22 protein-coding genes are annotated in these 24,462 nt (G+C 71.4%); 11 read left to right on the top strand and 11 right to left on the bottom strand.

The annotated features are described in order from the left end of the window. Positions 1-79: 79 nt before the first annotated feature. The 4 genes from WME96_RS29940 to WME96_RS29925 all read left to right on the top strand — a co-directional run bounded on the left by WME96_RS29940 (position 80) and on the right by WME96_RS29925 (position 5,348). The gene (locus tag WME96_RS29940; RefSeq protein WP_437285008.1) at positions 80-2,212 is read left to right on the top strand and encodes a bifunctional serine/threonine-protein kinase/formylglycine-generating enzyme family protein; all 2,133 of its coding nucleotides are present in this window, start codon (positions 80-82) and stop codon (positions 2,210-2,212) included. A 78-nt stretch (positions 2,213-2,290) separates the two neighbouring features. After that, the gene (locus WME96_RS29935) at positions 2,291-3,007 is read left to right on the top strand and encodes an STAS domain-containing protein (RefSeq protein ID WP_437285007.1); all 717 of its coding nucleotides are present in this window, start codon (positions 2,291-2,293) and stop codon (positions 3,005-3,007) included. 138 nt (positions 3,008-3,145) lie between these two features. After that, the gene (locus tag WME96_RS29930; protein WP_437285006.1) at positions 3,146-4,324 is read left to right on the top strand and encodes an oxygenase MpaB family protein; all 1,179 of its coding nucleotides are present in this window, start codon (positions 3,146-3,148) and stop codon (positions 4,322-4,324) included. A 121-nt stretch (positions 4,325-4,445) separates the two neighbouring features. Then, on the top strand, positions 4,446-5,348 hold the full coding sequence (locus WME96_RS29925; protein WP_437285005.1) for a hypothetical protein: 903 nt from the start codon (positions 4,446-4,448) through the stop codon (positions 5,346-5,348). A gap of 40 nt (positions 5,349-5,388) precedes the next feature. Here the strand turns inward: WME96_RS29925 and WME96_RS29920 are convergent, their stop codons facing one another. Next, complete coding sequence (locus WME96_RS29920; protein ID WP_437285004.1) at positions 5,389-6,462, bottom strand: aldo/keto reductase; 1,074 nt, start codon at positions 6,460-6,462, stop codon at positions 5,389-5,391. A gap of 121 nt (positions 6,463-6,583) precedes the next feature. Here WME96_RS29920 and WME96_RS29915 point away from each other — a divergent pair, with 121 nt between their 5' ends. Then, entirely contained in the window at positions 6,584-7,528 is a 945-nt protein-coding gene (locus tag WME96_RS29915; protein WP_437285003.1) for a LysR family transcriptional regulator, read from the top strand. Between the two features lie 78 nt (positions 7,529-7,606). Next, entirely contained in the window at positions 7,607-8,428 is an 822-nt protein-coding gene (locus tag WME96_RS29910) for a hypothetical protein (RefSeq protein WP_437285002.1), read from the top strand. A 45-nt stretch (positions 8,429-8,473) separates the two neighbouring features. On the opposite strand, the gene WME96_RS29905 is transcribed toward WME96_RS29910, so the two are convergent. The 5 genes from WME96_RS29905 to WME96_RS29885 form a co-directional block, all read right to left on the bottom strand. Next, positions 8,474-8,650 (bottom strand): hypothetical protein, encoded by a 177-nt coding sequence (locus WME96_RS29905; protein WP_437285001.1) that lies wholly within the window; start codon positions 8,648-8,650, stop codon positions 8,474-8,476. Further along, positions 8,611-9,348, bottom strand: coding sequence for a hypothetical protein (locus WME96_RS29900; RefSeq protein ID WP_437285000.1), 738 nt, complete (start codon positions 9,346-9,348; stop codon positions 8,611-8,613). Before WME96_RS29900 ends, WME96_RS29905 begins: the two co-directional genes overlap by 40 nt. 307 nt (positions 9,349-9,655) lie before the next feature. Next, on the bottom strand, positions 9,656-10,162 hold the full coding sequence (locus tag WME96_RS29895) for a DUF4329 domain-containing protein (protein WP_437284999.1): 507 nt from the start codon (positions 10,160-10,162) through the stop codon (positions 9,656-9,658). Positions 10,163-10,473: 311 nt separating this feature from the next. Continuing rightward, a complete protein-coding gene (locus WME96_RS29890; protein ID WP_437284998.1) occupies positions 10,474-11,064 on the bottom strand; it encodes an SRPBCC family protein in 591 nt (196 codons plus the stop codon). Positions 11,065-11,383: 319 nt separating this feature from the next. After that, positions 11,384-12,130, bottom strand: coding sequence for an alpha/beta fold hydrolase (locus WME96_RS29885; protein ID WP_437284997.1), 747 nt, complete (start codon positions 12,128-12,130; stop codon positions 11,384-11,386). A 98-nt stretch (positions 12,131-12,228) separates the two neighbouring features. On the opposite strand from WME96_RS29885, the gene pgm reads away from it, so the two are divergent. Then, a complete protein-coding gene (pgm, locus tag WME96_RS29880) occupies positions 12,229-13,875 on the top strand; it encodes a phosphoglucomutase (alpha-D-glucose-1,6-bisphosphate-dependent) (RefSeq protein WP_437284996.1) in 1,647 nt (548 codons plus the stop codon). A 58-nt stretch (positions 13,876-13,933) separates the two neighbouring features. On the opposite strand, the gene WME96_RS29875 is transcribed toward pgm, so the two are convergent. Further along, positions 13,934-16,267 carry a DNA polymerase II gene (locus WME96_RS29875; protein WP_437284995.1) on the bottom strand — a complete coding sequence of 778 codons (2,334 nt, stop codon included), beginning with the start codon at positions 16,265-16,267 and terminating at the stop codon, positions 13,934-13,936. Positions 16,268-16,725: 458 nt separating this feature from the next. On the opposite strand from WME96_RS29875, the gene WME96_RS29870 reads away from it, so the two are divergent. Beyond that, the gene (locus WME96_RS29870) at positions 16,726-17,439 is read left to right on the top strand and encodes a DUF4142 domain-containing protein (protein ID WP_437284994.1); all 714 of its coding nucleotides are present in this window, start codon (positions 16,726-16,728) and stop codon (positions 17,437-17,439) included. Positions 17,440-17,510: 71 nt separating this feature from the next. Here the strand turns inward: WME96_RS29870 and WME96_RS29865 are convergent, their stop codons facing one another. The 3 genes from WME96_RS29865 to WME96_RS29855 form a co-directional block, all read right to left on the bottom strand. Then, on the bottom strand, positions 17,511-18,680 hold the full coding sequence (locus tag WME96_RS29865) for a zinc-dependent alcohol dehydrogenase (RefSeq protein ID WP_437284993.1): 1,170 nt from the start codon (positions 18,678-18,680) through the stop codon (positions 17,511-17,513). 2 nt (positions 18,681-18,682) lie between these two features. Further along, entirely contained in the window at positions 18,683-19,441 is a 759-nt protein-coding gene (locus tag WME96_RS29860; protein ID WP_437284992.1) for a hypothetical protein, read from the bottom strand. Between the two features lie 299 nt (positions 19,442-19,740). Beyond that, positions 19,741-20,031 (bottom strand): hypothetical protein, encoded by a 291-nt coding sequence (locus WME96_RS29855; RefSeq protein ID WP_437284991.1) that lies wholly within the window; start codon positions 20,029-20,031, stop codon positions 19,741-19,743. A 7-nt stretch (positions 20,032-20,038) separates the two neighbouring features. Here WME96_RS29855 and WME96_RS29850 point away from each other — a divergent pair, with 7 nt between their 5' ends. The 3 genes from WME96_RS29850 (at position 20,039) to WME96_RS29840 (ending at position 23,430) form a co-directional block, all read left to right on the top strand. Further along, positions 20,039-20,620 (top strand): CIA30 family protein, encoded by a 582-nt coding sequence (locus WME96_RS29850; protein WP_437284990.1) that lies wholly within the window; start codon positions 20,039-20,041, stop codon positions 20,618-20,620. 189 nt (positions 20,621-20,809) lie between these two features. Next, positions 20,810-22,333 (top strand): sugar ABC transporter ATP-binding protein, encoded by a 1,524-nt coding sequence (locus WME96_RS29845; RefSeq protein WP_437284989.1) that lies wholly within the window; start codon positions 20,810-20,812, stop codon positions 22,331-22,333. Then, positions 22,330-23,430 carry a sugar ABC transporter permease gene (locus WME96_RS29840; RefSeq protein ID WP_061615725.1) on the top strand — a complete coding sequence of 367 codons (1,101 nt, stop codon included), beginning with the start codon at positions 22,330-22,332 and terminating at the stop codon, positions 23,428-23,430. The genes WME96_RS29845 and WME96_RS29840 overlap by 4 nt, the downstream gene beginning before the upstream one ends. Before the next feature lie 116 nt (positions 23,431-23,546). On the opposite strand, the gene WME96_RS29835 is transcribed toward WME96_RS29840, so the two are convergent. Beyond that, a complete protein-coding gene (locus WME96_RS29835; RefSeq protein ID WP_437284988.1) occupies positions 23,547-24,428 on the bottom strand; it encodes a hypothetical protein in 882 nt (293 codons plus the stop codon). Positions 24,429-24,462 lie beyond the last annotated feature (34 nt).

Here is a 24,462-nt window from a genome sequence, read left to right as displayed (position 1 = left end):
TCGGGAAGCAGCTCGGCGCGCGCGCCGACCTCCGCGCGATCTCCGGGCGGGGCCGGCGGTGTAGACTCGCGCCGCGAGCATGGCACCTTCGGATCCCTTCGGCTGGGTGGGCGCGACGATCGGCGGCAAGTACCGGCTCGACGCCGTGATCGGGGAGGGGGGATTCGGCGTCGTCTACCGCGGTCATCACCTCGGCCTCGACGAGCCCGTCGCGGTCAAGTGCTTGAAGTTGCTCAGCAATCTCGCCCCGGCCGAGCGTGAGTCGTTCCAGCGGATGCTCCTGAACGAGGGCAGGCTCCTCCACCGCCTCTCGCGGGCGAACGCCGGCATCGTGCAGGCGCTCGACGCGGGCGCCGCCGTCTCGCCGTCGGGCGAGTGGACGCCGTACCTCGTGCTCGAGTGGCTCGACGGCGCGCCGCTCGACCGCGACATCGCCGAGCGGCGCGCCCGCGGCGAGGCGGCGCGGCCGCTCGCCGAGGCGGTCGCCCTGCTCGCGCCCGCGGCGCACGCGCTCGAGGCCGCGCACGCGCAGGGCGTCGCCCACCGCGACGTCAAGCCGGCCAACCTGTTCCTCGCCGAGATCGGCGGCCGGCCGACGATGAAGGTCCTCGACTTCGGCATCGCCAAGGTGCTCAGCGAGCTCTCGAGCATGACGCAGGCGATGGCCCAGACGGGGAGCGCGCTCCGGGCCTTCACGGTGCATTACGGCGCGCCGGAGCAGTTCCACCACCGGTTCGGCGCGACAGGGCCGTGGACCGACGTCTTCGCGCTCGCCCTGGTGCTCATCGAGGTCGCGTCGGGCAACCGCGCCCTGCTCGGGAGCGACGTGACGCAGCTCTACATCGCCGCGACCGATCCGGCGTTCCGCCCGAGCCTGCGCGGCGCGGGCGCGACCGCGCCCGAGGCCGTCGAGGCGGTGGTGCGCCGCGCGCTCGCGGTCGACCCGCGCGAGCGCTACCGCACGGCGGGCGAGCTCTGGGCAGCGCTCGAGGCCGCGATGGCGGCGGCCGCGTCCGCCGAAGCCGGCGCGCTCGCTGCGGGCGGTCCGCCGGCCGGCGCGGCGCCCGGTGCCGGGGCGCACGTCCTGACGGGTGCGGCGCACGTGGCCACGGGCGCGGCGCACGCGGCCCCGGACGCCGCCGCGCTGGGCCTGGCGGGCACGGCGCGCGCGCCGGCTGCGATGTCGACGGCCGCCGGCGCGCTGCCCGGGCCCGCGCCGTCGCTCACCACGATGCGCGGCCTCACCGCGAGCGCCGCGCCCCCGGCCGCCTCGCATCCGGCGCCGCCCCCGGCCGCGCCCTCGGCCGCCCCAGGCGCTCCGCGGCGGCGCCTGCTGCTCGCGCTCGGCTCGGCGGCCGCGCTGGCCGCCGTCGCGATCGCCGTCGCGCTCGTCCGGCCCCGCGCCCGGGAAGCCGCGCCGCCGCCGCGCGCGCGCGACGGCCTCGCCGCGCCGCCGGTCAAGCCATCGCCCTCGCCCGACATGATCCGGGTGTCGGCGGGCCGGTTCACGATGGGCAGCGCCAAGGGGGGCAAATCCGAGCGGCCGCCGCACGAGGTGACGCTCACCCGCGCGTTCGACCTCGATCGCACCGAGGTGACCGTCGCCGCGTACCAGCGCTGCGTCGAGGCGGGCCGGTGCACGCCGAGCGGCCTGCACGGCCCCCGCGCGAGCGACGCCGACGTCGCGCAGCGCGGCGCGCTCTGCACCGCGGCCGATCCCGCGAAGGCGCAGCACCCGGTCTCGTGCGTCGATCAGGCGCAAGCGGCGGCGTACTGCGCGTTCGTCGGCAAGCGGCTCCCGACCGAGGCCGAGTGGGAGTACGCCGCGCGCGGCGCCGACGGCCGCGAGTTCCCGTGGGGCAACGACCCGCCGGGGTGCGCGCAGGCCGTCGTGTCGCGGTCCCCCGCGCAGGCCTGCGGCGGGCGCGGCACGCAGGCCGTCGGCTCGGCGAAGGCGGGGGCGAGCCCCTCGGGCGCGCTCGACATGGCGGGCAACGTCTGGGAGTGGGTGGCCGACGGCTGGGACCCTGGCGTTTACGCGAAGGGCGCCCGGACCGATCCGCTCGTCCCGGCGACCGGCAGCAAGGGCGTGCTCCGCGGCGGCTCGTGGGACTTCTCGGCGAGCACCGCCCGATCGACGTACCGGCTGGCGTTCGATCGTGAGGCAGGCGACGTCTCGACCGGCTTCCGTTGCGCTCGCTCGGCCGACTGAGCGCGACCCGCCCTGCGCCGAGAGGCCACCTTCCTGCCGCGCCGGAGATAGGGTATCTGTGAGATTGCACAGGAGCCCATGCAAGAACCCGAGAAGATGATCTCCTTCGAGGAGCGCCGAATGCAGCGCGTCATCAACGCGGTTGCGCTCGCGTCCGCGGGAGAGATCGAGCTCGCCTTGAAGCTCCTCGATGGTGTCGCGCAGGACTCCTTCGGGGTGGTCGAGGAGGCGCTGCGCGTCTTCCTCTCCGAGCTCTCCGAGGCCACGCAGCAGAACACCCAGGCGCTCGCCGCGCTCGCCGCCTCCAAGCGCGAGCTCGAGAGCCAGCTCGAGACGATCCAGCGCCAGGAGCGCGCGATCCGGGAGCTCTCGGTGCCGATCATCGACATCTGGCACGGCATCCTCACGCTCCCGCTCGTCGGGCTGTTCGACTCGGTGCGCGCCGTCGAGGTCACCGAGCGGCTCCTCGCGCGCGTCGCGGACGACAGCGACGTCGAGTGGGTGATCCTCGACCTCACCGGCGTGACGGTCGTCGACACGATGACCGCCCAGCACCTCATCAAGCTGGCCCAGGCCGTGCAACTCCTCGGCGCGCGCTGCATCCTCACCGGGCTGGGCGGTCACGTCGCGGGCACGCTCGTGACGATCGGCGTCTCGCTCGACGAGCTGAGCCCGATGCGCAGCCTCCGGGAGGGGCTCAGGTTCTGCCTGGCGCAGCGCAAGACATACGACCTCACCGAGGTCATCCGCCGGAGCGCCGAGCGGATGGATGTGTCGCGCGAGACGGACTCCTGACCGTCGAGACGTCCAGCGGAGAGCGCGCCGTGAGCGACACCACCGCTCACGCGCTCGCGCCTGCGCTCGCCGGGCGCCCTGCGCGCGGCGCGCCTTTGCCGAACGCCGGCCGTGTGCCAAGGCATTCGAACCCGCCGCATGAAGCACCCGCCGATCCCTGCTCGTTTCCAGGACACCGCAGAAGCCCGCCGCCGCTTTGGTGATCAGCTCGATCGCCTGGCCCCCTTCCTGCACCGCGTCGATCCGGTCGCCGACGCCGTCGTGGACGCGTTCGCGTCGATGCCGTCGGGGCAGGGCTTCCGCCAGCTCGAGGCCGCCCTCGCGCGCGGCATCGACGCGGTGCCCGACGCCCCGGCCGAGCTGCGCGCGCTCTTCGCGGCGGTCGATCACGTGCCGCTCTGGGTCGACTGGGAGGCCGTGAACCGCGGCGGGACGGCGTTCCTGCGCACGGGCATGCTCGGCGGCATCCTGCTCGCGATGCAGGCGCTCATCCTCGGGTACGCCTCGCCGGGCGGGAACAAGCCGCTCGTCTTCTCGGGGAGGCTCCGCGAGCAGGCCCCGCGCCGCCTCGGCGAGACGAGCCGGTTCGTCCACGCCGTGAGCCTCGCGGGCGGGATGCGCCGCTCCGGCGAGGGCTTCGCGATCACCGTGAAGGTGCGCGTCATGCACGCCCAGGTGCGGCGCCTCATCCGCGCGAGCGGCCGGTGGAAGACGGAGCTCTGGGGCGAGCCGATCAACCAGCACGACATGGTCGCGACCGCGCTGCTCTTCTCGGTCGCCGTGCTCGACGGCTTCGACAAGCTCGGCTACCACATCCCGCCCGCGCAGAAAGAGGACCTCGTCCACCTCTGGCGCTACGTCGCCCATGTCATCGGCGTCGAGCCGGAGCTCATCCCCGGGTCCTGCGCCGAGGCGAGGCGCCTCGCCGAGATGATCTTCCTCACGCAGGGCGCCCCGGACAACGACTCGCGCCTGCTCGTGAGCGCGCTGCTCTCCCACGGCATCAACAGCGGGTGGACCGAGCGCCAGCGCCGTCGCGCCGAGCAGCTCGTCGCCGTCTTCTGCAGCGTCTCCCGCAGCGTGCTGGGCGAGGATCTCGCCGATCAGCTCGGGGTGCCGCGGCAGAGCTCCCTCCTCACCGTCCCGCTCCTCCGCGCGATCGCCGCCGCCTCGAGCCGCGCGCACGCGCTGCCGTCGCTGCAGGACTTCGCGCTCGACCTCGGCGATCGCTACTGGCAGCGCTCCGTCGCCATCGCCCTGGGCGGCCGCCCGGCCGACTTCGCGCCTCCGGAGGGGTTCGTCGGCAGGAGGACGTGACGGACGGCCGCCGCGCGGCCAGCCGAGCGCGATGCGGAGCTCCCCGAGGCAGCGCCCGGGGGGCGCGCCACGGGAGGTCGGGGTTGAAGCGCGCTCCGGTTCTGCGGTACGGACCTCCGTCATGGAGATCATTTCCTACGGTGGTTGGAAGCGCGCTGCGCGGCTCGTCTGCGGCGACACGGAGCTCGTCGTCACCCTCGACATCGGCCCGCGGATCATCCGGTATGGCGTCGTCGGCGGTCCGAATGAGCTCTCCGAGATCCCCGAGGACATGGGCGCGACCGGCGGGACCAAGTACAGGTTCTATGGCGGCCACCGGCTCTGGATCGGCCCCGAGGACGCGCAGCGGACGCTGCAGCCCGACAACGATCCGGTGGAGCACCGGGAGGAGAACGGCGCGCACGTGTTCCGGTCCCCGGCGGACAGGTACGGAATGCAGAAGGAGATCCGGATCACGGCGGATCCCGCGGCGGGCAGGTTCGTCCTCGATCATGCGATCGAGAACCACAGTGCCTATGCCGTCGAGTTCACGCCGTGGGCGCTCACCGTGATGGCGGGCGGCGGCGAGTGCCTGTTCCCGCACGCCCCGTTCTTCCCGCACCCCGACCGCCTCCTGCCCGCGCGGCCCCTCGTGCTCTGGCCGTATACCGACATGGCCGATCCCCGGTGGACCTGGGGCAAGCGCGTGCTCCGCCTCCGGCAGGTGGCCGGCAAGGGCCCGCAGAAGGTGGGTATGCTCCTGAGCCAGGGCTACGCGGCGTACGCGAACCACGGGAACGTGTTCCTGAAGCGGTTCCCGTTCGTCGAGGGCGCCACCTACCCGGACATGGGGGTCAATTTCGAGACCTTCACGGACCAGAACATGCTCGAGGTGGAGTCGCTCGGCCCGCTGCAGCGCGTGGCGCCGGGCGCCCGCGCGCAGCACCGGGAGGCGTGGTATCTCCTGAAGGGCGCGCAGCCGCCCGCCGACGACGGCGCGTGCGCGGATTGGCTCGAGGCGGCCGCGAAGCAGAGACCGCTGTGAGCCGCAGATCCTGAGTCCACCGCCGCGCGATCAGCTCGGCTCACCGCCGCGCGGCGAGCTTCACGTCGCCGAACATCACGCCCCGGGTCATCGGCCGCGCCAGGAAATCGTGCGGGAAGCCGAGCTCGACGGCGCTGGCCTGCTCGAGCCGGGCGCGCTGGCCGTCCGTCAGCCGCACGTCGAGCGCGCCCAGGTTGTCCTCGAGCTGCCCCAGCGTCCGCGCGCCCATGATCGGCGCGGTCACGGCCGGGTGGAGCAGCGCCCAGGCGAGCGCGATCTGCGCCGGCGTCTTGCCGCTCTCGGCCGCGACCGCCTTCACCACCTCGGCGATGCCGAGGCCCCGCTCCGTCAGCGAGCCGTTGGCGGCGGCGACGTTCTTGCGCGTGCCGGAGGCGGCTGCCGTGCCGCCGCCGGCGTCCAGATCGGCCCTCGTGTACTTCCCGGTGAGCACGCCGCTGCCGAGCGGCGACCACGGGATGACCCCGAGGCCCATCTCCTGCGCCATCGGGATGAGCTCCCGCTCGACGGTGCGCTCGATGAGGCTGTATTCGATCTGCAGCGCGACGAGCGGCGACCACCCGCGCAGGTCCGCGATCGCCTGCATGCGGGAGACCTGCCAGGCCGGCGTGTCGGAGATGCCGACATAAAGCACCTTGCCCGCCCGGACGAGATCATCCATCGCGCGCAGGATCTCCTCCACGGGCGCGGTTCCATCCCAGGCGTGCAGGTACAGGAGATCGATGTAATCGGTCCTGAGCCGCCCGAGGCTCGCCTCGACCGAGCGCACCATGCTCTTGCGGTGGTTGCCGCCCGAGTTGGGATCTCCCGGGCGCATGCTCAGCGTGTACTTGGTGGCCAGCACGAGGCGCTCGCGCCGGTCGCCGACGAGCTCGCCGAGGAGCCGCTCCGACGTGCCGTTCGTGTACTTGTTGGCCGTGTCGATGAAGTTCCCCCCTCGGTCGAGGTAGGCATCGAGGATGCGCCTCGACTCGTCGCTGTCGCTGCCCCAGCCCCAGTCGGCGCCGAACGTCATCGTGCCGAGGGCCAGCGGGGAGACGCGGAGGCCCGAGCGCCCCAGCATCCGGTAGGTGTCGAGAGAGAGAGCGTTGGTCATGGTTGGCTCCACAGGTGCGGCGGGCGCGTCAGGCGCCCTGCCTGGACCCGGACCTTACGGCGCTGGCTCCCGGCAAAAAATCCTACATGATCGAACGAGCCTGTTAAGCCAGGGGTACACAATGCGCGGGAGAGAGTTCGCCGATCTGACAGCGTTCGCGGCCATCGTGGAGCACGGCAGCTTCGCCCGCGCGGCGGCGCACCTGCGCGTCTCGCCGTCGGCCCTGAGCCAGACGATCCGGGGGCTGGAGGAGCGGCTCGGCGTGCGCCTCCTGAATCGCACCACGCGCAGCGTCGCGCCGAGCGAGGCGGGGGCGCGGCTGCTCTCGCGGCTGGCCCCGGCGCTGACCGAGCTGGACGCGGCGGTCGCCGACGTGAAGGCGCTCGGGGACAGGCCCGCGGGCGTGCTCCGGATCAACTCGGCGCGGGTGGCCGCGGTCTGGGCGCTCGCCCCCCTGTTCGGCCGGTTCCTCGAGGCGCACCCGGACATCGTGCTCGACGTGGTGGTCGAGGACGCGATCGCCGACATCGTCGCGCGCCGCTTCGACGCCGGCGTCCGGCTGGGCGAGCGCCTCGAGAAGGACATGGTGGCCGTGAGGCTGAGCGGTGATCTCACGATGATGGCGGTGGCGTCGCCGGGCTATCTCGCGCGCCACGGCGTCCCCGCGACCCCGCGCGACCTGCACCGGCACCGCTGCATCAACACGCGGTGGCCGACGGACGGCAGCCTGTATCGTTGGGAGTTCGAGAAAGGGAAGCAGTCCCTCGAGGTCGCGGTCGACGGCCCGCTCATCGTCAACGACGTGGACCTCGCGCTGCGCGCCGCGGCGGACGGCGTGGGCATCGCCTACGTGTTCGACGAGCAGGCGAGGCCGCTGGTCGAGGCCGGGAAGCTGACGCAGGTCCTCTCGTCCTGGTCGCCGTCGTTCCCGGGCTTCTATCTGTATTACCCGAGCCGCCGGCAGACGCCGCCGACGCTGCGCGCGTTCGTCGACTTCGTTCGCCGCGCGGGCCCGCCGGAGGCGAGGGCGCGGCGCGCCCGCCCCGCCGTCAGAGCGAAGGGGTAGAAAGACCCGAGGGAAGCGGCACCAGGGCGCCGCGAGGCCGTGGACCGCGCCGGCGCGGCGGTGGTAGGAGGAGAAATGGTGAAGAGGCGCGCAGCATGGATGTGGGCGGCGTGGACGCTCGCAGCCGGCGGGTGCACGACGCTCGCGGGGCTGGACGACCCTTACCACCCGGTGGAAGAAGCGGGCGGCGGGTCGGGCGGTATGTCGTCGGTCACGGCCAGCGCGGCCAGCGGCGGGGCGGGCGGGGGCGAGCCGGTCGGCTCCACGGACGTCGATCTGATCGACGACATGGAAGACGGCGACGGCGCCATCGAGAAGGCGGGCGGCAGGGCCGGCTACTGGTACAGCTACAACGATGGGACAGGCACGCAGACTCCCCCGGTCTCCACGGAGGAGTTGCACGTCGGGTTCCTCCCGGAGGCGCTCACGCCGCCGCGCGGCCAGAGCACGATGGCGATGCACACGTTCGGGTCCGGCTTCACGGACTGGGGCGCCGGGGTCCGCTTCCCGCTGAACCGCCCCGACATGGTCGCGCTCGCCTACGACGCGTCGGCGTACACCGGCATCGTGTTCTGGGCCAGGCTCGGCGACGCGGGCGCGACGGCGACCATGAAGGTCAACATCTCGGACACTGTCTCGGAGCCCGCGGGCGGGATCTGCGATGAGTCGGCGGGCGTGGGCGATCCCGATCGGTGCTACGACCACTGGTCCTACGCGACGAGCCTCGGCGCGGAGTGGTCCCAGGTCGTGATCCCCTTCGAGGAGCTCGCGCGCGAGGGCTGGGGCGCCGAGCCCACCGCCCAGGCCATCGACCTCGCGGCGCTCTACGCGATCGAGTTCCGGTTCGCGCAGGGCGAGGACTTCGACGTCTACATCGACGATATCAGCTTCACCAGGTGACCGCCGGGAGGCGCGGGGCCAGGCGCGGCTCGACGAAAGCCCCGGTCAGGGTGAGAATCGGGCGATCAGGTTGCCGAACTCCTGCGCGACCACCTCGCTCAGCGGATCGAAGGAGACCCCTTCCGTCATGCGGAAGTCGCGGACCCACACGAGCTCCGTGCGATTGCCGCAAGCCCGGAGCGTCAGCGTAGATTCGAGCTCCTCGATCCGACGCAGGAGCACTCTCCTCCTGCTCCACGCTGCACGCCCGCGCATGAAGCCGGCGCGAACCAGTCCGGCTCTCCGCTGCCCGGGAACCGCGCGATCAGCCGGCCGAAGCTCACGTAGTAGTCGCCGTGCCCGTCTCCTGTCACCGACGCGTCGAGCGCGCGCGGTATCAGCAGGTTCGACCACTCACCCACCTTGTCCACACCCGCCTTGGTCACCCGGTACAGCGCGCCGCACGCGCCGATGAGCACCGCGTCGGCGCCTGGATCGATCGCGCGCGCGGCGGGGCAACCGGCGACCTCCGCGTGCGCCGTGAGCGCCCAGTCACCCCGCTCGTCGCGCTCGATCCGGTAGACCGTCGTCCGCCGCGCGCACGCCTCGCCATGGCACAGCCCGGCAACCCCGATGAGCCCGAACGGGACGCGTGAGATCCATCGGATCCGCTCGTCCAGCGCCGCGTCGACCCGGCGTCCTCGCGTACCCGTCTTGTCGACCCAGAAGAGACCCGCGCCGAACTCCCCTTTGTCGACCGCGACCAGCCAGCCATCGTCCACACCGATGACACGACGCGCAGCGCCGGCAGGGACGCTGGAGCGAAGCTCGGCTGGCAGCTCGACAGGGAGGGGGTCCACGACGGGGCCCGACGTGTCCACCTGGACAGGGAGCACCCGTCCCACGTCGTCGCGCCGGAGACCCCACACGGGTGCCGACATCTGCCCGGCACACTCGATATCGTCCGGGCGGGTTCGTGGGTCGGGGACAGCGATCCAACCGGGCCACGGAGCCCCACGCCCGGCTCCCTGCCCGGCGGAAGCGCCTGTGGCCGGCGAGCGGATGCCATGGTCTGCCTTCGTCGGCGCCGCTTCTCTCGCGCCGGTGGCTGCGCAGGAGCAGAGACCGAGCGTCGCGGCAGCGACGCCGCCGAACCAGTGCAACCATGTCATCCGCATGAAGACCTCATCCTTGCAGCGCCCCGAGCGGAGCGTCCTCTGGTGACGTCGTTCGATGCTACAGGATCCGTCAGAACGAGCAACCGAGATGCGAGGTGATGTTCGTCGCGGGGTCGTATCTGTACCCGCAGCCATCGCTGCACGCCACGAAGTACATGCGGTTGGCGGCCTCAGCGTCGTCGATGTCCTCGGGGCTGAACTCGGGCTCAACCCCTGCGGGGTGCGTATGATAGTAGCCGACGACGCTCTCGCCCGCAGCGAGCGAGATGCCCGCCGAGCAGAACGTCTGGGAGTTCTGCGTCACCGGCGATCCGGCGCGGTACTGACCGTTGGCCTTGCGGACCACCAGGCCGCAGTATTCCCGATTGTTTCCGTTCGCCCTGGTCAGGTTCTGAGCGGCGTGCAACGCCAGCACGCCGCTCCCCACGAGCTGCGGGCTGTCGTAGAGCGGGCTCGAGATCTCTTGTGTCTCTTCTTCCTCGGCAGCTTCGTAGATACAGCCTGAAGAAACGACGGATGCCAGAAGCGCGAGAGCCGTACCACCGAGCGCCCTCACGCGTGCCTGTTTCGGTGCCATGAGCAGGTCTCCTTGATAGATGAGTCCACCAAACGCCGGCTGCGAACCAGCGAGCATGGCTCTCCGAGCCGTCACGGAGCGCGGCGCCTCGTCCGATGACCTCATGGACGACGGGAGCGGGCTCCGGTGACGCCCGTACAGCACATGTCCGCCTTCTTCAGCCGGACCGAGGCCAACGTACTTGCGCAGGAGTGTGTGGGTCAACGCTTGTAGGCGTTACATTTGTGCTGCGAGCTCTCGCTCGATCCGGACGAGGGTCGCCACGAGGACTACGGCGACGAGCGCGCCCGGGCGCCGGCCTGCGCGCGCCGTCAGGGGGAGAAGCGGGCGATCACGTTGGCGAACTCCTGCGCGACCACCTGGCTCAGCGGATCGAAGGAGACCCCCTCCGTCATGCGGAAGTTCCGCACCCAGACGAGCTCCGTGCGGTTGCCGCAAGCGCGGAGCGTCAGGCTGGATTCGAGCTCCTCGATCCCGAGGGACGGCTCGATCAACCGATAGTCGAACCGGTGCTCCTGATGGTCGCGGGTCACGACGAGCAGCCGGATCAGGCCACCGTCAAGGATGAAATTGAGCTCGTCGCCCACCGACTTGCCGTTGCCAACGACCCAGTGCAGGTCCGTGGCGTGCGGCAGCGCGATCTCGAAGAAGCGCTCGAGAGAACCTAGCTTGGCCCAGGCTTTCCCGACCGGAGCGTCGAGCAGGACCTGTTGCTCAACACGATAGCGGTCCGGCCCAGTGACGGTGATGACCGATTCGGTGGGGAGGTCGCACGCGCACTCGAGCGCGAACGACTGTTCCGCCGTTTCCTCCGCGGTCGCCTCCAGGGCGCAACCCGTGACCAGCAAGCTCCCGCCAATGATGCCCGCCACGCAGGCGGCGTTCTTCCGTCGTGAAATCACTGTGATACTCCCTTCGATCTCGAACGCTGCGCCATCGTGACCCCACGGGTCACGATGGCGCTCGTACCGGGTACGGCCCCTGGCTACATCGCGCGCCGGGCCACGGCGGCGCGTGTAGACCGAGGTCTCCTTGGCATTTTAAGGACTATTAAGAATCGGGTGTGAACGGTAACATGTGGAAAGCATTGCGCAATACCTGAACGTCTGACGCGGCGGACACATCCCACCTCCTGCCTCCCGCCTACTCGGCTTCCGGGCGCAGTCGCAAAGCGACCTCACGGCGGCGCCGGATCCGTGCCTGTGGAGGCGCCGTGGCGCGCTACGGATCGCCAGGACTGCCAGGCGCAGCGCTCCCGGGTCGCGCGGCCGCGCGCCTCAGGAATCCCTCGATCGCCAGCGCGGACGCCTCCGGCGCGAGCTGCAGCACGAGGTGCGGCGCGTCCACGGTGACGCACTCGAGATCGGGCCGCAGGCGGCGGAGCTCGCGCAGCACGCGCGGCGGCACGAGCGCGTCGCCCGCGGCGCTCAGGTAGAGCAGGGGCACCGCGCAGCGCTGGAGCAGCGCCCGCGCGTCCACCGCGAGCACCTCGCGCACACGCGCCGCCATCACCGCAGGATCGACCGTCTCCACGTTCGCGGCCACGCGCTCGAGCCAGTCGGCGGACGCGCGCGCGCCGACGAGGTAGCGCCGCGAGACGAGCTCCGGCGCGCGCCGGCGGAAGAGCCACGGGCCGACGAGGTGCTGCGCGAGCGACGGGACGAGCCACACCGGGTTCCTGACGAAGGTCGCCACGAGCACCACGCCGACGAGCCCTCCGGGGCGCCGGCAGGCCAGCCGGAGCGCGAGCGGCCCCGAGAACGACTCGCCGAGGAGCGCATACGGCCCGTCCGCGGGGAGGCGCTCCGCGACCAGCGCCTCGAGGGCGTCGTAGTCGAGCGCCCGGTCCGCGGGGTAGGAGACCACCTCCGGCGCGATCTCGCCGGACAGCGCCGAGAGGAAGGGCTCGAAGAGCGCGCCGGTGCCGTCGAGGCCGGGGAGGAGCAGCAGCCGGAGCGGCGCGTTCACGGCCGCGAGCATCCCCGAGCGCCACCCGCGCGGCAATCCGGCCGCAGCGCCTCGCGCAGGGCTTTGCTCGTCCCGCGCGCTCGGCTATGCGGAGGCCCATGCCGCTCCACCCCCTCGCGGGCCGTAAAGCCCCGCCCGACGTGCTGATCGATCCGGACAAGCTGCGCGCGCAGTACTACAGCGAGAGCCCCGACCCGGGCGACCCGCAGCAGCGCGTCGCGTTCGGCACCTCCGGCCACCGCGGCTCGGCCGCGCGGCGCAGCTTCAACGAGGCGCACGTCCTCGCGGTCGCCCAGGCCATCTGCGAGTACCGCGCGAAGCAGGGCACGACCGGCTCGCTCTACCTCGGCATGGACACGCACGCGCTCTCCGAGCCGGCGCAGCGCTCCGTCATCGAGGTCTTCGCCGCCAACGGCGTCGACGTGATCTTCGCCGAGCGCGACGGCGTCACGCCGACGCCGGTCATCTCGCACGCGATCCTCACCCAGAACCGCGGGCGCACCTCCGGGCTCGCGGACGGCGTGGTGATCACGCCGTCGCACAACCCGCCCGACGACGGCGGCATCAAGTACAACCCGCCGAACGGCGGGCCCGCGGACACCACCGTCACCGGCTGGATCGAGGATCGCGCCAACGAGCTGCTCCGCGGCGGCAACGCGGGCGTGAAGCGCATCCCCTACGAGGCCGCGCTGCGCGCGCCGACGACGCACCCGTACGATTACATCGGCTCCTACGTCGCCGATCTCGGCAACGTCGTGGATCTCGAGGCCGTGCGCGGCGCGAAGCTGCGCATCGGCGTCGACCCGCTCGGCGGCTCGAACATCGCGTACTGGGGCCCGATCGCCGAGAAGTTCGGGCTGGATCTGACGGTGGTGAACCAGGCCGTCGACCCCACCTTCAGCTTCATGCCCCTCGATCACGACGGCAAGATCCGCATGGACTGCTCGTCGCCCTACGCGATGGCGAACCTCATCGCGCTCAAGGACGACTACGACCTCGCGTTCGGCAACGACGCCGACTCGGATCGCCACGGCATCGTCACGCGCAGCGCCGGGCTGATGAACCCGAACCATTACCTCGCGGTGGCAATTTTCTATCTGTACCAGAACCGCCCGCACTGGCGGTCTGACGCGGCGGTGGGCAAGACGCTCGTCTCGAGCAGCATGATCGACCGGGTGGCGAAGCACCTCGGCCGGCCGCTGCGCGAGGTGCCGGTCGGCTTCAAGTGGTTCGTCGACGGGCTGCTCGACGGCTCGCTGGGCTTCGGCGGCGAGGAGAGCGCGGGGGCCTCGTTCCTGCGGCGCAACGGGCAGGTGTGGTCGACGGACAAGGACGGCATCATCCTCGACCTGCTCGCCGCCGAGATCCTCGCCCGCACGGGCCGCGACCCCGCCGAGCACTACCGCGACCTGACCGAGCGCTTCGGCGCGCCGCTCTACACGCGGATCGACGCGCCGGCCACGCCGAGCGAGAAGAGCGTGCTCAAGAAGCTCTCCCCCGAGGCGGTGCGCGCCACGACCCTCGCGGGCGAGCCGATCACCGCGAAGCTCACCCGCGCGCCCGGCAACGGCGGCGAGATCGGCGGGCTCAAGGTCGTCGCCGAGAACGGCTGGTTCGCCGCGCGGCCCTCGGGCACCGAGGACGTCTACAAGATCTACGCGGAGAGCTTCAAGGACCAGGCGCACCTCGATCGCGTGCTCGACGAGGCGCGCGCGATCGTCGCCGACGCGCTGTCGGCGAGGTGAGCTCTGGCGCGTCCGCGCGGCGCCGCGCGTGCGCGGCGCCGTGGGACCCGGCGGCAGCTCAGAACAGCGAGAGCTGCCGCTTCGCGCCGGTCATCGCGTCGAAGTCGGGCCCGCCCAGCCACCGCAGCACCGAGTCCGCGATCGGCCTGAGCTGCTGCGACACGTAATGATCGTAGTCCGGCGGCGCCGTCGTGTGGCCGACCGGCTCGGGCCCCGCGCGCGTGATCACGTACGCCACGATCCGCCCCGCGTCGCCGGTCAGCTTGCGCGCCGCCTTGACGTGCGGCGGCGTCGTCTTCGTGTAGGCGCCGAGCGGCTTCCGGAGCGCCTTCTTGTAGACGAGCTCCGCGTCGAAGCGGCCCGAGCGCAGATCGGCCACGAACGTCCGCACGAAGGCCTCGACCGGGCGATCGTGGAACACCAGGTCGAGCAGCTCCCGCTGGAAGCGCCGCGCGACGGCGCTCGCGTCGCGCCGGACCGCCTCGAGGCCGACGATCTCGAGCTTGTCGCCGTCCCCGGCGACAAGGCCCGCATACCGCTTCTTGCTGCCCTGCGCGGCGCCGCGCAGCTCGGGCAGGAGGAAGCGCGCATAGACCTTCTCGAACTCGAGCTCCAGCCGGCTCTCGCACCCGAAGGTCCTCCCGATCTCGCCGGCGACGGAGGCCGCGACGGCGTCGCGGAGCTCCTCGGCGCGGGCGAGCGCGCGCGCGGCGTCGGGCTCGCCGATATCGACGAAGAGCGAGTCGGTGTCGCCGTAAAGGACCCGGTGCCCGGCCTTCCGGACCGCCTCGGCCGTCAGCCGGATGACGTGCTGGCCGGCGCTCGTGATCGCGTTCGCGACGGCCGGGGAGAACAGGCGCGACGCCTGGGAGCCGAGCACGCCGAAGAGCGAGTTCATGAGGATCTTGATGGCCATCGCGCCCCGCTCGTCGCCCGCCCGCCGGGCGTCGGCCCGCTCGTCCCAGAGGCGCGCGACGAGCTCGGGGAGGATGCCCGGCTCGCCGCGCCGGAACGCCGCGCCGCCCGGCGTCACGATGAGCGCCTCGGGCGGCGCGCCGTCCCCGGCGACGAACGTCAGCGGGTCGATGTTGAAGGTGCGAATCAGGCTCGGATAGAGGCTCTTGTAATCGTATACAACGATGTTGCGGAAGAGCCCGGGCACCGGATCGAGCACCAGGCCGCCGGCGATCTCGACCTCTCCGTCGGGCGCCTCGCTCGACACCGACGGCGCGACCTTGCCGCGGGCGCGGAGCGCCGGCAGGTACAGCGAGTCGATCGCGGCGATCTGCGCGCCCACGCGGTCGACCTGCATGCCGGTGAGCAGGCTCCTCCGCACCGACAGCTCGACGAGGCCGGTCTTCGCCAGCAGATCCCGCACGAGGCGGGCGTCCTCGAGGTTGTACGCCGCGAGCGTCGCCGGGTCGTCGCGGTACGACGCCTCGATCTGCGCGCCCCGGTCGTCGGACCCGAACAGCTTGCCGCGCCCGAGGATCGTCTGCGCCGCGGTCTCGAGGCGGTAATCGTCGAGCCGCATGAAGGCGCTGCGGAGGAGCGCGAGCCCGTCGAGGACCACGCGCCCCGGGAGGATGGCGCGCGCCTCGCGCGTGAAGCCTGGGTCGCGCAGGATCGCGATCTCGTCCGCGCCCCGCCCGAGCGCGCACGGCAGCCCGGCGCGGCGGCAATAGCGCTGGATCGCGGGCAGATCGAAGTCCGGGATGTTCCAGCCGGTGAGGACGTCGGGATCTACCTCCGCGACATAGGCGAGGAACCGCTCGAGGACCGCGCGCTCGTCGGGGAGCTGCTCGACATAATCGGGCAGGCCGCCGGGCACGGGCGCGTCCCGGACGAGGAGGCAGCGCTCGCCGCCTGCGCCCGCGAGGCCGATGCAAAAGAGCTGTTCGCCGTCGAGGCTCGTCTCGATATCGAGCGACAGCACGCGCAGCTCCGGGACGAAGGTCGCGGGGGCGAGCTCCGGGTTGCGGTACACGCGCCCCACGCCCGGGCGCAGCTCGAACGGCCCGGAGACCGCGAATGCCCCGCGGATGCCGCGATCGATGAGGAAGCGGTAGGCGAAGCGCACGTCCGCCTCGAGGCAGTCGGCGCCGGCCTCGACGAGCCGGTCGCGCAGCGCCGCGGCGTCCCGGGGCAGCGTGGCGTCGACGCGCACGACCGGCTCTCCGTCGAGGGTCTCGAGCGCCGCGGGGGAGACCCGGTTGCCCGCGATCCGCCGCGCGATGTCCTCGTCGCGCGCGCGCACGAAGAAGTAGGGCCTGAACCTGTCCTCGATGACGAGCGCCGGCGCGCCGTCCTCCATGACCGCGTAGAGATGGATTTCCGGGCATCCGGAGACGACCCGGGTCGTGGGCGTGAGGATGAAGCCGCGGTCAGGCATGGTCGAGCGCGTGAGCGCCTCCGGACGAGCTCATCGCCAGAGGGCGGGGCGGACAGCTCCGCGCCGAGCTCCACTTGACCACCGGGGCCGGCCTCCCGCAAGGCCTCTTTCCCCCGCGCCGACGGGGATTTCCGGGGATCGCGCGCTCTCTGGGCGCCACGGCTCCGCCGGAGAGAGCGTCTTTCGCGGAGGCGATCTCGACTCCGCCGGTCGCTGCGCCAGGCGGCGCGGCGTCGGCCCTTGACGCGAGGCCCTGAGGCGCCGCGCCGTCGGTCTGCCCGGGTGCGCGGCCACTGCCCTTCCTGCGCCTCGCCGCGCGCCGAGATGAGCAGCGCGGTCCCGCCGATTCCGTCGAGAGCGGGTCCGCCGATTGCTTAACAGCTCCGACGTAGTGACCCGCGGGCGTCCATGGATTTCTCCGTGAATCGCTCCGCGGAAACCAGGGAAGGGAAACACCCATGATGCGCCATCATTTCAAGCATCGCGTCGCGGTGCTCGCCGCGCTCGCCGCGAGCGTCGTTGGCAGCTCTGCGCATGCGTATGGCCGGGGCGGCTACGCTCAGCAGCGCGCGCAGCTCTCTCCGCAGCAGCAGGTGGGCCAGCAGCAGGTGGGCCAGCAGCAGGTGGGCCAGCAGCAGGTGGGCCAGCAGCAGGTGGGCCAGCAGCAGGCGCGCCCGCAGAGCCCGCAGATCCAGGTATCGGACGGCGCGCTCGCGGCGGTGATCTCGGCCTCCAACCAGCTCGAGATCACCCAGGCGATGATCGGGCGCAGGCAGGCGCGGTCGCGCGAGGTCAGGGAGTTCGCGCGGGAGATGCTGGAGTCCCACAGCCAGTCGGAGCGCCGTCTCGGCGCGCTCCTCGTGCGCCTCCGGATCAAGATGGAGCCGACGCGGGTGAGCTCGATGCTCGTCGGTCATTCCTCGCTCGTCGCCGCCTATCTCCGCCGCCGGCCTGCCAGGGAGTTCGACCAGGCGTTCATCGCAACGCAGGTGATGACGCACCGCTACACCCTGCGCATGCTGGACGAGCAGGTCCTCCCGAGGGCGAAGAACGAGTCCTTGAAGCAGGAGCTCCAGCGCATTCGCGGCGAGGTGGTCACCCACCTGAAGCGCGCGCAGCAGATCCAGGCCTCGCTGGCCAAGCAACAGACCGCCTCCGAGCAAGGTCGTTAGCTCGCCGGTCCACCCCCCAGATCCACCGTTGGCCTCCGGCGAGGGAGCTCCCTCGCCGGGGGCCGGGCGCCTCAAGGCGCGAACACGGCCCGCATGCACCCCTGCGCGCGCTCCTCGAACAGCCGGTATCCTCGCGGCCCGTCGTCCAGGCACATCCGGTGCGTCACGAGGTACGAAGGATCGATGTCCCCCCGCTGCATGAGATCGAGCATCCTCGGGATGTACCGCGGCCCGTGCTGCTGGCCGGTCCTCACGATGAGCCCCTTGTTCATGAGCGCGCCGAGCGGGATCTTGTCGGCGAGCCCAGAATAGACGCCGATGATCGACACCGTACCTCCCTTGCGGCACGCCATGATGGCCTCGCGCACCACGAGCGGCCGGTCGTTCTGCAGCCGGAGCGCCTGCTTCACCCGGTCGACCGCGTGCTGCAGGCCCGCGCCGTCGGCCTCCATGCCCACCGCGTCGATGCAGGCGTCGGGCCCGCGCCCGCCCGTCATCTCGCTGAGCGCCTCCAGCACGTCGACCTCGTCGTGATTCAGGACGTCGGCCCCGCCGTGCGCCTTCGCCATCGCCAGGCGATCCGGGATCCGGTCGATCGCGATGACGCGCTCGGCGCCGAGGAGATAGGCGCTCTTGATCGCCATCTGACCCACGCCGCCGCACCCCCACACGGCCACGACCTGGCCCGGGCGGATGTCGCAGAGCTCGGCCCCCATGTAGCCGGTCGTGAGCGCGTCGGACGCGAACAGCGCGCTCTCGTCGCGCACCCCGTCGGGCACCTTGAACGCGCCGTGATCCGCGAACGGCACGCGCACGTACTCCGCGTGACTCCCTGCGAACCCGCCGAACGCGTGCGAGTAGCCGAAGATCGCCGCCGTCGTGTCCCCGAACACCCGATCCTCCACCGCGTGGTGCGGATTCGAGTTGTCGCAGAGCGACCACAGCTCGCTCTGGCAATACACGCATTGCCCACAGCCGATGATCGACGACACCACGACCCGGTCGCCCCGCCGGACCTTCTTCACGTCGGCGCCCGTCTCCACGACCTCGCCGAGGAACTCGTGCCCGAGGATATCGCCCGCCTTCATGGTCGGGACGTACCCGTGGAGCAGGTGCAGGTCCGAGCCGCAGACCGACGAGAGCGAGACGCGGACGATCGCGTCCTGCGGGCTGAGGATCCTCGGCTCGGGCACCGACTCCGCGACGACGTCATTCACCCCGTTCCAGCAGATCGCTCGCATGGTCACGTCCTTTCACGGCCTGTCCGGCCGGACGGTTGCCCCACCGTCGTCGGGATCTCGCCGACCTCGATCCATTGCCTCAGCCGCCGCATGTCGCCCCGCAGCCGCCGCCTGGGCAGCTCCGCCATCAGCCTGGCGGCCACGCGCGCGATGGCCCCTCTCGGCCGCGCGCCGGGCAGCACGGCCTTGATCTCCGTGCCCCGCTCGCCCGGCGCGCCGGCGAGCGACACGAGCCCTGTCCTCCCCCGCGCGCGCCCGCCCGGGCCCGCCGCCCAGATCGCGGCGTCTCCCTCGCCCGCGCCCATCTCCACGCTCCCGACGCCCTGCGTGAAGCGCCGGACGCCCTCGGCGTCGTGCAGCGCGCGCAGCACCGCCGCGCGCGGCCTGCTCACCGTGAGGCTGCTCGCGACCCGCGGCTCCGGGACCCCGAGCGCCCGCAGCACCGGCGCCGCGATCTCGGCCCCGAGCGCCGGCCGCTCCTCGGACAGCCCGGTGACCCGCCCGTAGGCGCGGTAGACCGCCGTCTCCACGCGGCTCCAGAGCCGCCGCGCGACTCCTCTCCTCGCCGGCAGCGGCGCGCACGCCGCGCGCTGCCCTGCCGCGGAGCCCTGACCTCTCGGCGAAGCTGTCTCCCGCTGCGCCGGGGGCGCGCCCTCGCGCCCGCCCCGCGCCCGGTCCGCGGCCTGCTCCCCCCGCTGCGCGGCCTGCTCCCCCCGCTGCGCGGCCGCGCGCGCGCGATGGATAGCCTTCGCTCTTCCCATCTTTCCTCCTTCGAGCCTCGTCCCGAGTGCCCGCGAAGGCATGTTGCAATCAGACGGCCACTCGCGATGATCCAGCCGCTCACGTCCAACGACGCTCCGCGCGCTCCATCGCCGCTGCGAGCGACCACAACCAGGACTTCGCCGCGAAAGCGCGCTCCACGGCGCGCGAGGAGCAAGGTGGATTGCAGTGAGGAGAGAAGAAGGTTGCGATGGCTGAACTTCCAGGCGATACTCGGCGCGCCAGGACGCTCTTCAACTTCAATCACATGATGTCCGGCATAAGGCGACTCCTGATTAGCCTACGTGTACATACGGAGATAACGTATGAAGAATAGAATTTTCCTGCGTAGCTTGAACTTGGTGCTCTGTGGTCTGGCGGTCGCGGCGTTCGTGGCCTGCGGCGACGACGGCGACGGGGGATCCGGGGGCGCGGGCGGCGGCACCGCCAGCGGCGCCACCACGGGCACCGGGGGCGCGACGTCGGCCTCCTCGGGGACGACGGAACCGTCCACCTCGACCTCCTCGACGTCGGCCTCTTCGACCTCCGCGTCGACGGGTGCGGGCGCCGGCCCGCAGACGATCGAGATCATCGACGACATGGAGGATAACGACAACGCCATCAACGCCGCCGGCGGCCGGGTCGGGTACTGGTACACCTTCAATGACGGGACGGAGGGCGCCACGCAGGAGCCTCCGCCCGATCCGGAGGGCACCGGGGAGACGCCGTTCACGATGACGGCGCTGGAGCCGGCGCGCGGGCAGAGCACCTACGCGGCGCGCTCGTGGGGCTCCGGCTTCGAGGAGTGGGGCGCCGGGTTCGGCTTCGATCTGAACAGCCCCGAGGGCGAGAAGGCCTCGTATGACGCCTCGGCGTACACGGGCATCACCTTCTGGGCCAAGGGCACCGCGAGGGGGGCGACCGTCATGATCTCGGACCCGGGCACGGATCCGGCCGGCAGCGTCTGCACGGATGAGTGCGACAAGTGGCAAAAGTCGCTGACCCTCACCGAGGAGTGGCAGCAGTTCACCATTCCCTTCGCGGACCTGAAGCAGGGCGGCTGGGGCACTCCGGCGGGCGCCGACCAGATCGACGCGTCGAAGCTCTACTCGATCCAGTTCCAGGTCGGCGTCGCGCCCGAGTTCGACGTCTACATCGACGATCTCGGCTTCTACAACTGAGCGCCCTCCCCACCTCCCGGGGGCCCTCGTCCTGAGGGCCCTCATCCACTCTGCGCCTGCAGCGTCTCCTAGCCAGCCCGAGCCACGGCCCGGGCCGCGCGGCTCCCGTCTGCCCCCACGAAATAATTGCTTGCATCTCGGGCGCGCCCCGGGCAAACGTGGCCGCGCGTCGCACCCGCTCACACGCCAATGTCTCTCCTCGAGCTCGCATCGATAACGAAGCAGTTCCCGGGCGTGAAGGCCCTCGACGGTGTGTCGTTCGACCTCCGGGAGGGTGAGATTCACGCCCTCTGCGGCGAGAACGGCGCGGGCAAGAGCACCCTCATCAAGACCCTGTGCGGCTACTACCCGGCCGGCACGTACGGCGGCGAGATCCGCCTGAACGGCCGTGTCGTCGAGTTCAGCAGCATGCGCAGCGCCGAGGAGCACCGGATCGCGCTGATCGCGCAGGAGCTCGCGCTCGTCCCCGAGCTCACGATCGCCGAGAACCTGATGCTCGGGCGCGAGCCGGTCCGCGGGGGGCTCATCGACTGGGACGCGGTGCGGACCGAGGCGCGCAAGGCGCTCGAGCGCGTGGGGCTCGACGTCGACCCCGAGCGCCCGATCAAGGACCTCGGCATCGGCCAGCAGCAGATGGTCGAGATCGCGAAGGCGCTGCTCAAGGACGCGAAGATCCTCGTCCTCGACGAGCCCACGGCGGCGCTCACCGACTCCGGCGTGAGGACGCTGCTCCGCCTGCTCGACGACCTGCGCGCCCGCGGCGTCTCCTGCATCTACATCAGCCACCGTCTCGAGGAGGTCTTCGAGATCGCCGACCGCATCACGGTGCTCCGGGACGGGAAGTCGATCACGACGCAGCCGAGGACCGACCTCACGCCCGACAAGGTCATCTCGTACATGGTCGGCCGGGAGGTGACGAACCTCTATCCCTGCCCGCCGCCGCCGGACGGTCCGGTCGCGCTCTCGGTCGAGCGCTGGTCGGTCGAGGACGCGGGGCACCCCGGCCGGTTCGTCCTTCGAGACGTGAGCTTCCAGGTGCGCGCCGGCGAGGTGCTGGGCATCGGCGGCCTCATGGGCGCCGGGCGCACCGCGCTGGTCTCGACGCTCTTCGGCGCGGCCACGAGCCGCGTCACGGGCTCGCTCTCGGTGCGCGGCGGGCCCGCCACGACGCCGTTCACGTCGCCCGCGCAGGCGATCGCCGCGGGCATCGCGCTCGTCAGCGAGGATCGCAAGCGGTACGGCCTCGTCCTCGAGGGGACGCTGCTCGACAACATCACGCTCGCGACCCTGCGGCGCTTCGTGAAGGGGCTCTTCCTCGATCACGCCGAGCGGGAGGTCACGGCGGTCGAGCAGATGAGGGCGCTCAGGACGAAGGCGCCTGGGCCGCTCGCGCTCGCGAACCAGCTCTCGGGCGGCAACCAGCAGAAGATCGTGATCGGCAAATGGCTGATGACGGGGCCGCGCGTGCTCCTCCTGGACGAGCCGACGCGGGGGATCGACGTCGGCGCGAAGGCGGAGATCTACCAGCTCATCCACAAGCTCGCGGTGGACGGGCTGGCGGTCGTGCTCGTCTCCTCCGATCTGCCGGAGCTGCTCGGCATGAGCCATCGCGTGCTGGTCCTCACCCAGGGAAGGATGACTGCCTGCCTTGATCGGCAGGACGCCACGGCCGAGCGCGTGATGGCCGCAGCAACGAGGAAGGTGACGGAATGAGCGAGGCCAAGCTTCGCGTGCGTATCCCCTGGCGTGCCCTCTCGATGGTGGGCTCCCTCATCGCGATCTGGGTCGCCTTCTCGATCACGACGGACGGGACGTTCGTGACGCCGCGCAACCTGACGCTGCTCGCGCGGCAGATGTCGGTGACCTCGATCCTGGCCGTCGGCATGGTGATGGTCATCGTCGCGGGCCAGATCGATCTCTCGGTCGGCGCGCTGGCCGGCCTGCTCGGCGCCACGTCGGCGATCATCTACGTGAACCTCGGCTGGCCGCTCCCGGCCGCGTTCCTCCTGCCGCTCGCGCTCGGCGCGCTGCTCGGCTTCGTGCAGGGCGCGCTCGTGGCGCGCCTGCGCATTCCACCGTTCATCGTCACGCTCGGCGGGATGCTGATCTTCCAGGGGGCGATACTCGGCACCACGGGCGGCGTATCCATCTCGCCGGCGCGTCCTTACCTGTTCGTCGGCCAGGCGTACGTGCCGCACGCGCTCGGCTGGGCGGGCGCCGGGCTCCTCTGCGTGGTGCTGCTCTACAAGGCCGTGCGCGCGACCGGCCCGGCGCGCCTCCCGTGGATCGGGCTCGCCGCGTTCACGATCGCCTTCGCCGCGCTGATGAACGCGTACCAGGGTGTCCCGTTCCCGGTGCTGCTCGTGCTCGTGCTCGCGGCCGCGTTCACGGTGCTGGCGAAGCACACCGCGTTCGGCCGGCACCTCTACGCGATCGGCGGCAACCGCGAGGCGGCCTTCTACTCCGGCATCAACATCAACCGTCACCTCATCGCCGTGTTCACGCTGATGGGCGTGATGGCGGCCATCGCGGGCATCGTCCTCACCGCCCGCGTCGGCTCCGCGACCTCGGACGCCGGCCGCATGATGGAGCTCGACGCCATCGCCGCCGCCGTCATCGGCGGCACGTCGCTCCTCGGCGGCCAGGGCACGATCTGGGGCGCCCTGCTCGGCGCGCTGGTGATGGCCTCGCTCGACAACGGCATGAGCCTGATGAACACCGAGAGCTTCTGGCAGCCGATCATCAAGGGCATCATCCTCATCCTCGCCGTCGGCATCGACATGGCGAGCCGCAAGGGACGAGGCCACTGAGGCGCCGCCCGCTGCACAGAGTCCACGGCGGCGCTCCGACGAGGAGCTGAGCCGCCGGGCCCCCGAGGACGCCAGGGAGAGCAACTCTCCTGGCGTCCTCGGCGTTTTGTACACGCCTAGAACTTCATGCCCGAGTTGACGCGGAACGTGGTCATGCCGTGCTCACCCAACCCGAAGCCCATGGGCTCATCGATCGGGATGAGGACCCCGGCCCGCATGAAGAGCTCGAAGATCGTCATATCGAAGTTCACGAAGGGCTCCAGCGCGACCTGCGCCATGTCCGGCTCGGTGAGGAGGAACGCCTCCTGGACCCGCAGCCCGGCGCCGAACCCCTGGTATCCGAGCTGCAGCTCGTTGCCCTGCTCCACGACCAGCTCGGTGGAGTCGCTGCCGAACGAGAGCGCGAGCGAGGCCGTTAGATCGGTGCGGAAATCGACGATCTCCTCGAGGTTCATCTCGGCGCCGCCGCGTACGCGCAGCGGCAGGTGATTCAGGAATGTCCGGTGCGTATCGAAGAACGCTCGTGTCATCAAGGCCACGTCCGCGACCTCGATCTCCCGCGCGTTGGGCCCCCAGGTGAGCGGCAGAGACACCGACGCCCCGGCATACACGACGAGCTCGGGGAGCAGCTTCCTGGCGAGGTGGCCGCCGGCCGTCAAATTGCCCACCAGGAACACCGGTCTGGTGTCCCTGGTGCTCTCGCCGTGTCTCAGCATGGGCGCCTGTCCGAGGAGGAGGGGGAGCCACGCCTCGACGTACGTTCCCTCCGCGAGCGCGACCTGGCCACCGAAGCTCACGACGGTGACGAGGGCCCGCGGCGTTTGCCCGTACGGGGCGACGTACCCTTTCCGACTGAGCACGTCGATCTCGCCGGAGATCCGGTTCGTCATCGATCTCGCCCAGACGCCCTTGTCCGCCCATCCCGACTCGGAGCGGGCGCGTGGGCTGACGGAGAGCGTGAGGGCGAGGGCCGCGACGGCGGCCGCTGCGGTGCGCATGCGCCGAGCTTATCCAGTTTTTCGGCCAGAGTCC

It is taken from the genome of Sorangium sp. So ce406, from assembly GCF_051474675.1.
Taxonomy (GTDB): Bacteria; Myxococcota_A; Polyangia; order Polyangiales; family Polyangiaceae; genus Sorangium; species Sorangium cellulosum_G.
This window is presented reverse-complemented; position numbering and strand designations above follow the sequence as displayed.

What these genes read in the sequence shown, in the direction of transcription:
- WME96_RS29850 (WP_437284990.1), top strand. Translation starts at nt 20,039, where the DNA reads ATGGAGGATAACGACAACGCCATCAACGCCGCCGGCGGCCGGGTCGGG.
- WME96_RS29895 (WP_437284999.1), bottom strand. Translation starts at nt 10,162, where the DNA reads ATGGCACCGAAACAGGCACGCGTGAGGGCGCTCGGTGGTACGGCTCTC.
- WME96_RS29940 (WP_437285008.1), top strand. Translation starts at nt 80, where the DNA reads ATGGCACCTTCGGATCCCTTCGGCTGGGTGGGCGCGACGATCGGCGGC.
- pgm (WP_437284996.1), top strand. Translation starts at nt 12,229, where the DNA reads ATGCCGCTCCACCCCCTCGCGGGCCGTAAAGCCCCGCCCGACGTGCTG.
- WME96_RS29900 (WP_437285000.1), bottom strand. Translation starts at nt 9,348, where the DNA reads ATGTCGGCACCCGTGTGGGGTCTCCGGCGCGACGACGTGGGACGGGTG.
- WME96_RS29870 (WP_437284994.1), top strand. Translation starts at nt 16,726, where the DNA reads ATGATGCGCCATCATTTCAAGCATCGCGTCGCGGTGCTCGCCGCGCTC.
- WME96_RS29840 (WP_061615725.1), top strand. Translation starts at nt 22,330, where the DNA reads ATGAGCGAGGCCAAGCTTCGCGTGCGTATCCCCTGGCGTGCCCTCTCG.
- WME96_RS29835 (WP_437284988.1), bottom strand. Translation starts at nt 24,428, where the DNA reads ATGCGCACCGCAGCGGCCGCCGTCGCGGCCCTCGCCCTCACGCTCTCC.
- WME96_RS29930 (WP_437285006.1), top strand. Translation starts at nt 3,146, where the DNA reads ATGAAGCACCCGCCGATCCCTGCTCGTTTCCAGGACACCGCAGAAGCC.
- WME96_RS29860 (WP_437284992.1), bottom strand. Translation starts at nt 19,441, where the DNA reads ATGGGAAGAGCGAAGGCTATCCATCGCGCGCGCGCGGCCGCGCAGCGG.
- WME96_RS29845 (WP_437284989.1), top strand. Translation starts at nt 20,810, where the DNA reads ATGTCTCTCCTCGAGCTCGCATCGATAACGAAGCAGTTCCCGGGCGTG.
- WME96_RS29935 (WP_437285007.1), top strand. Translation starts at nt 2,291, where the DNA reads ATGCAAGAACCCGAGAAGATGATCTCCTTCGAGGAGCGCCGAATGCAG.
- WME96_RS29920 (WP_437285004.1), bottom strand. Translation starts at nt 6,462, where the DNA reads ATGACCAACGCTCTCTCTCTCGACACCTACCGGATGCTGGGGCGCTCG.
- WME96_RS29875 (WP_437284995.1), bottom strand. Translation starts at nt 16,267, where the DNA reads ATGCCTGACCGCGGCTTCATCCTCACGCCCACGACCCGGGTCGTCTCC.
- WME96_RS29925 (WP_437285005.1), top strand. Translation starts at nt 4,446, where the DNA reads ATGGAGATCATTTCCTACGGTGGTTGGAAGCGCGCTGCGCGGCTCGTC.
- WME96_RS29855 (WP_437284991.1), bottom strand. Translation starts at nt 20,031, where the DNA reads ATGATCTCGATCGTCTGCGGGCCGGCGCCCGCACCCGTCGACGCGGAG.
- WME96_RS29865 (WP_437284993.1), bottom strand. Translation starts at nt 18,680, where the DNA reads ATGCGAGCGATCTGCTGGAACGGGGTGAATGACGTCGTCGCGGAGTCG.
- WME96_RS29915 (WP_437285003.1), top strand. Translation starts at nt 6,584, where the DNA reads ATGCGCGGGAGAGAGTTCGCCGATCTGACAGCGTTCGCGGCCATCGTG.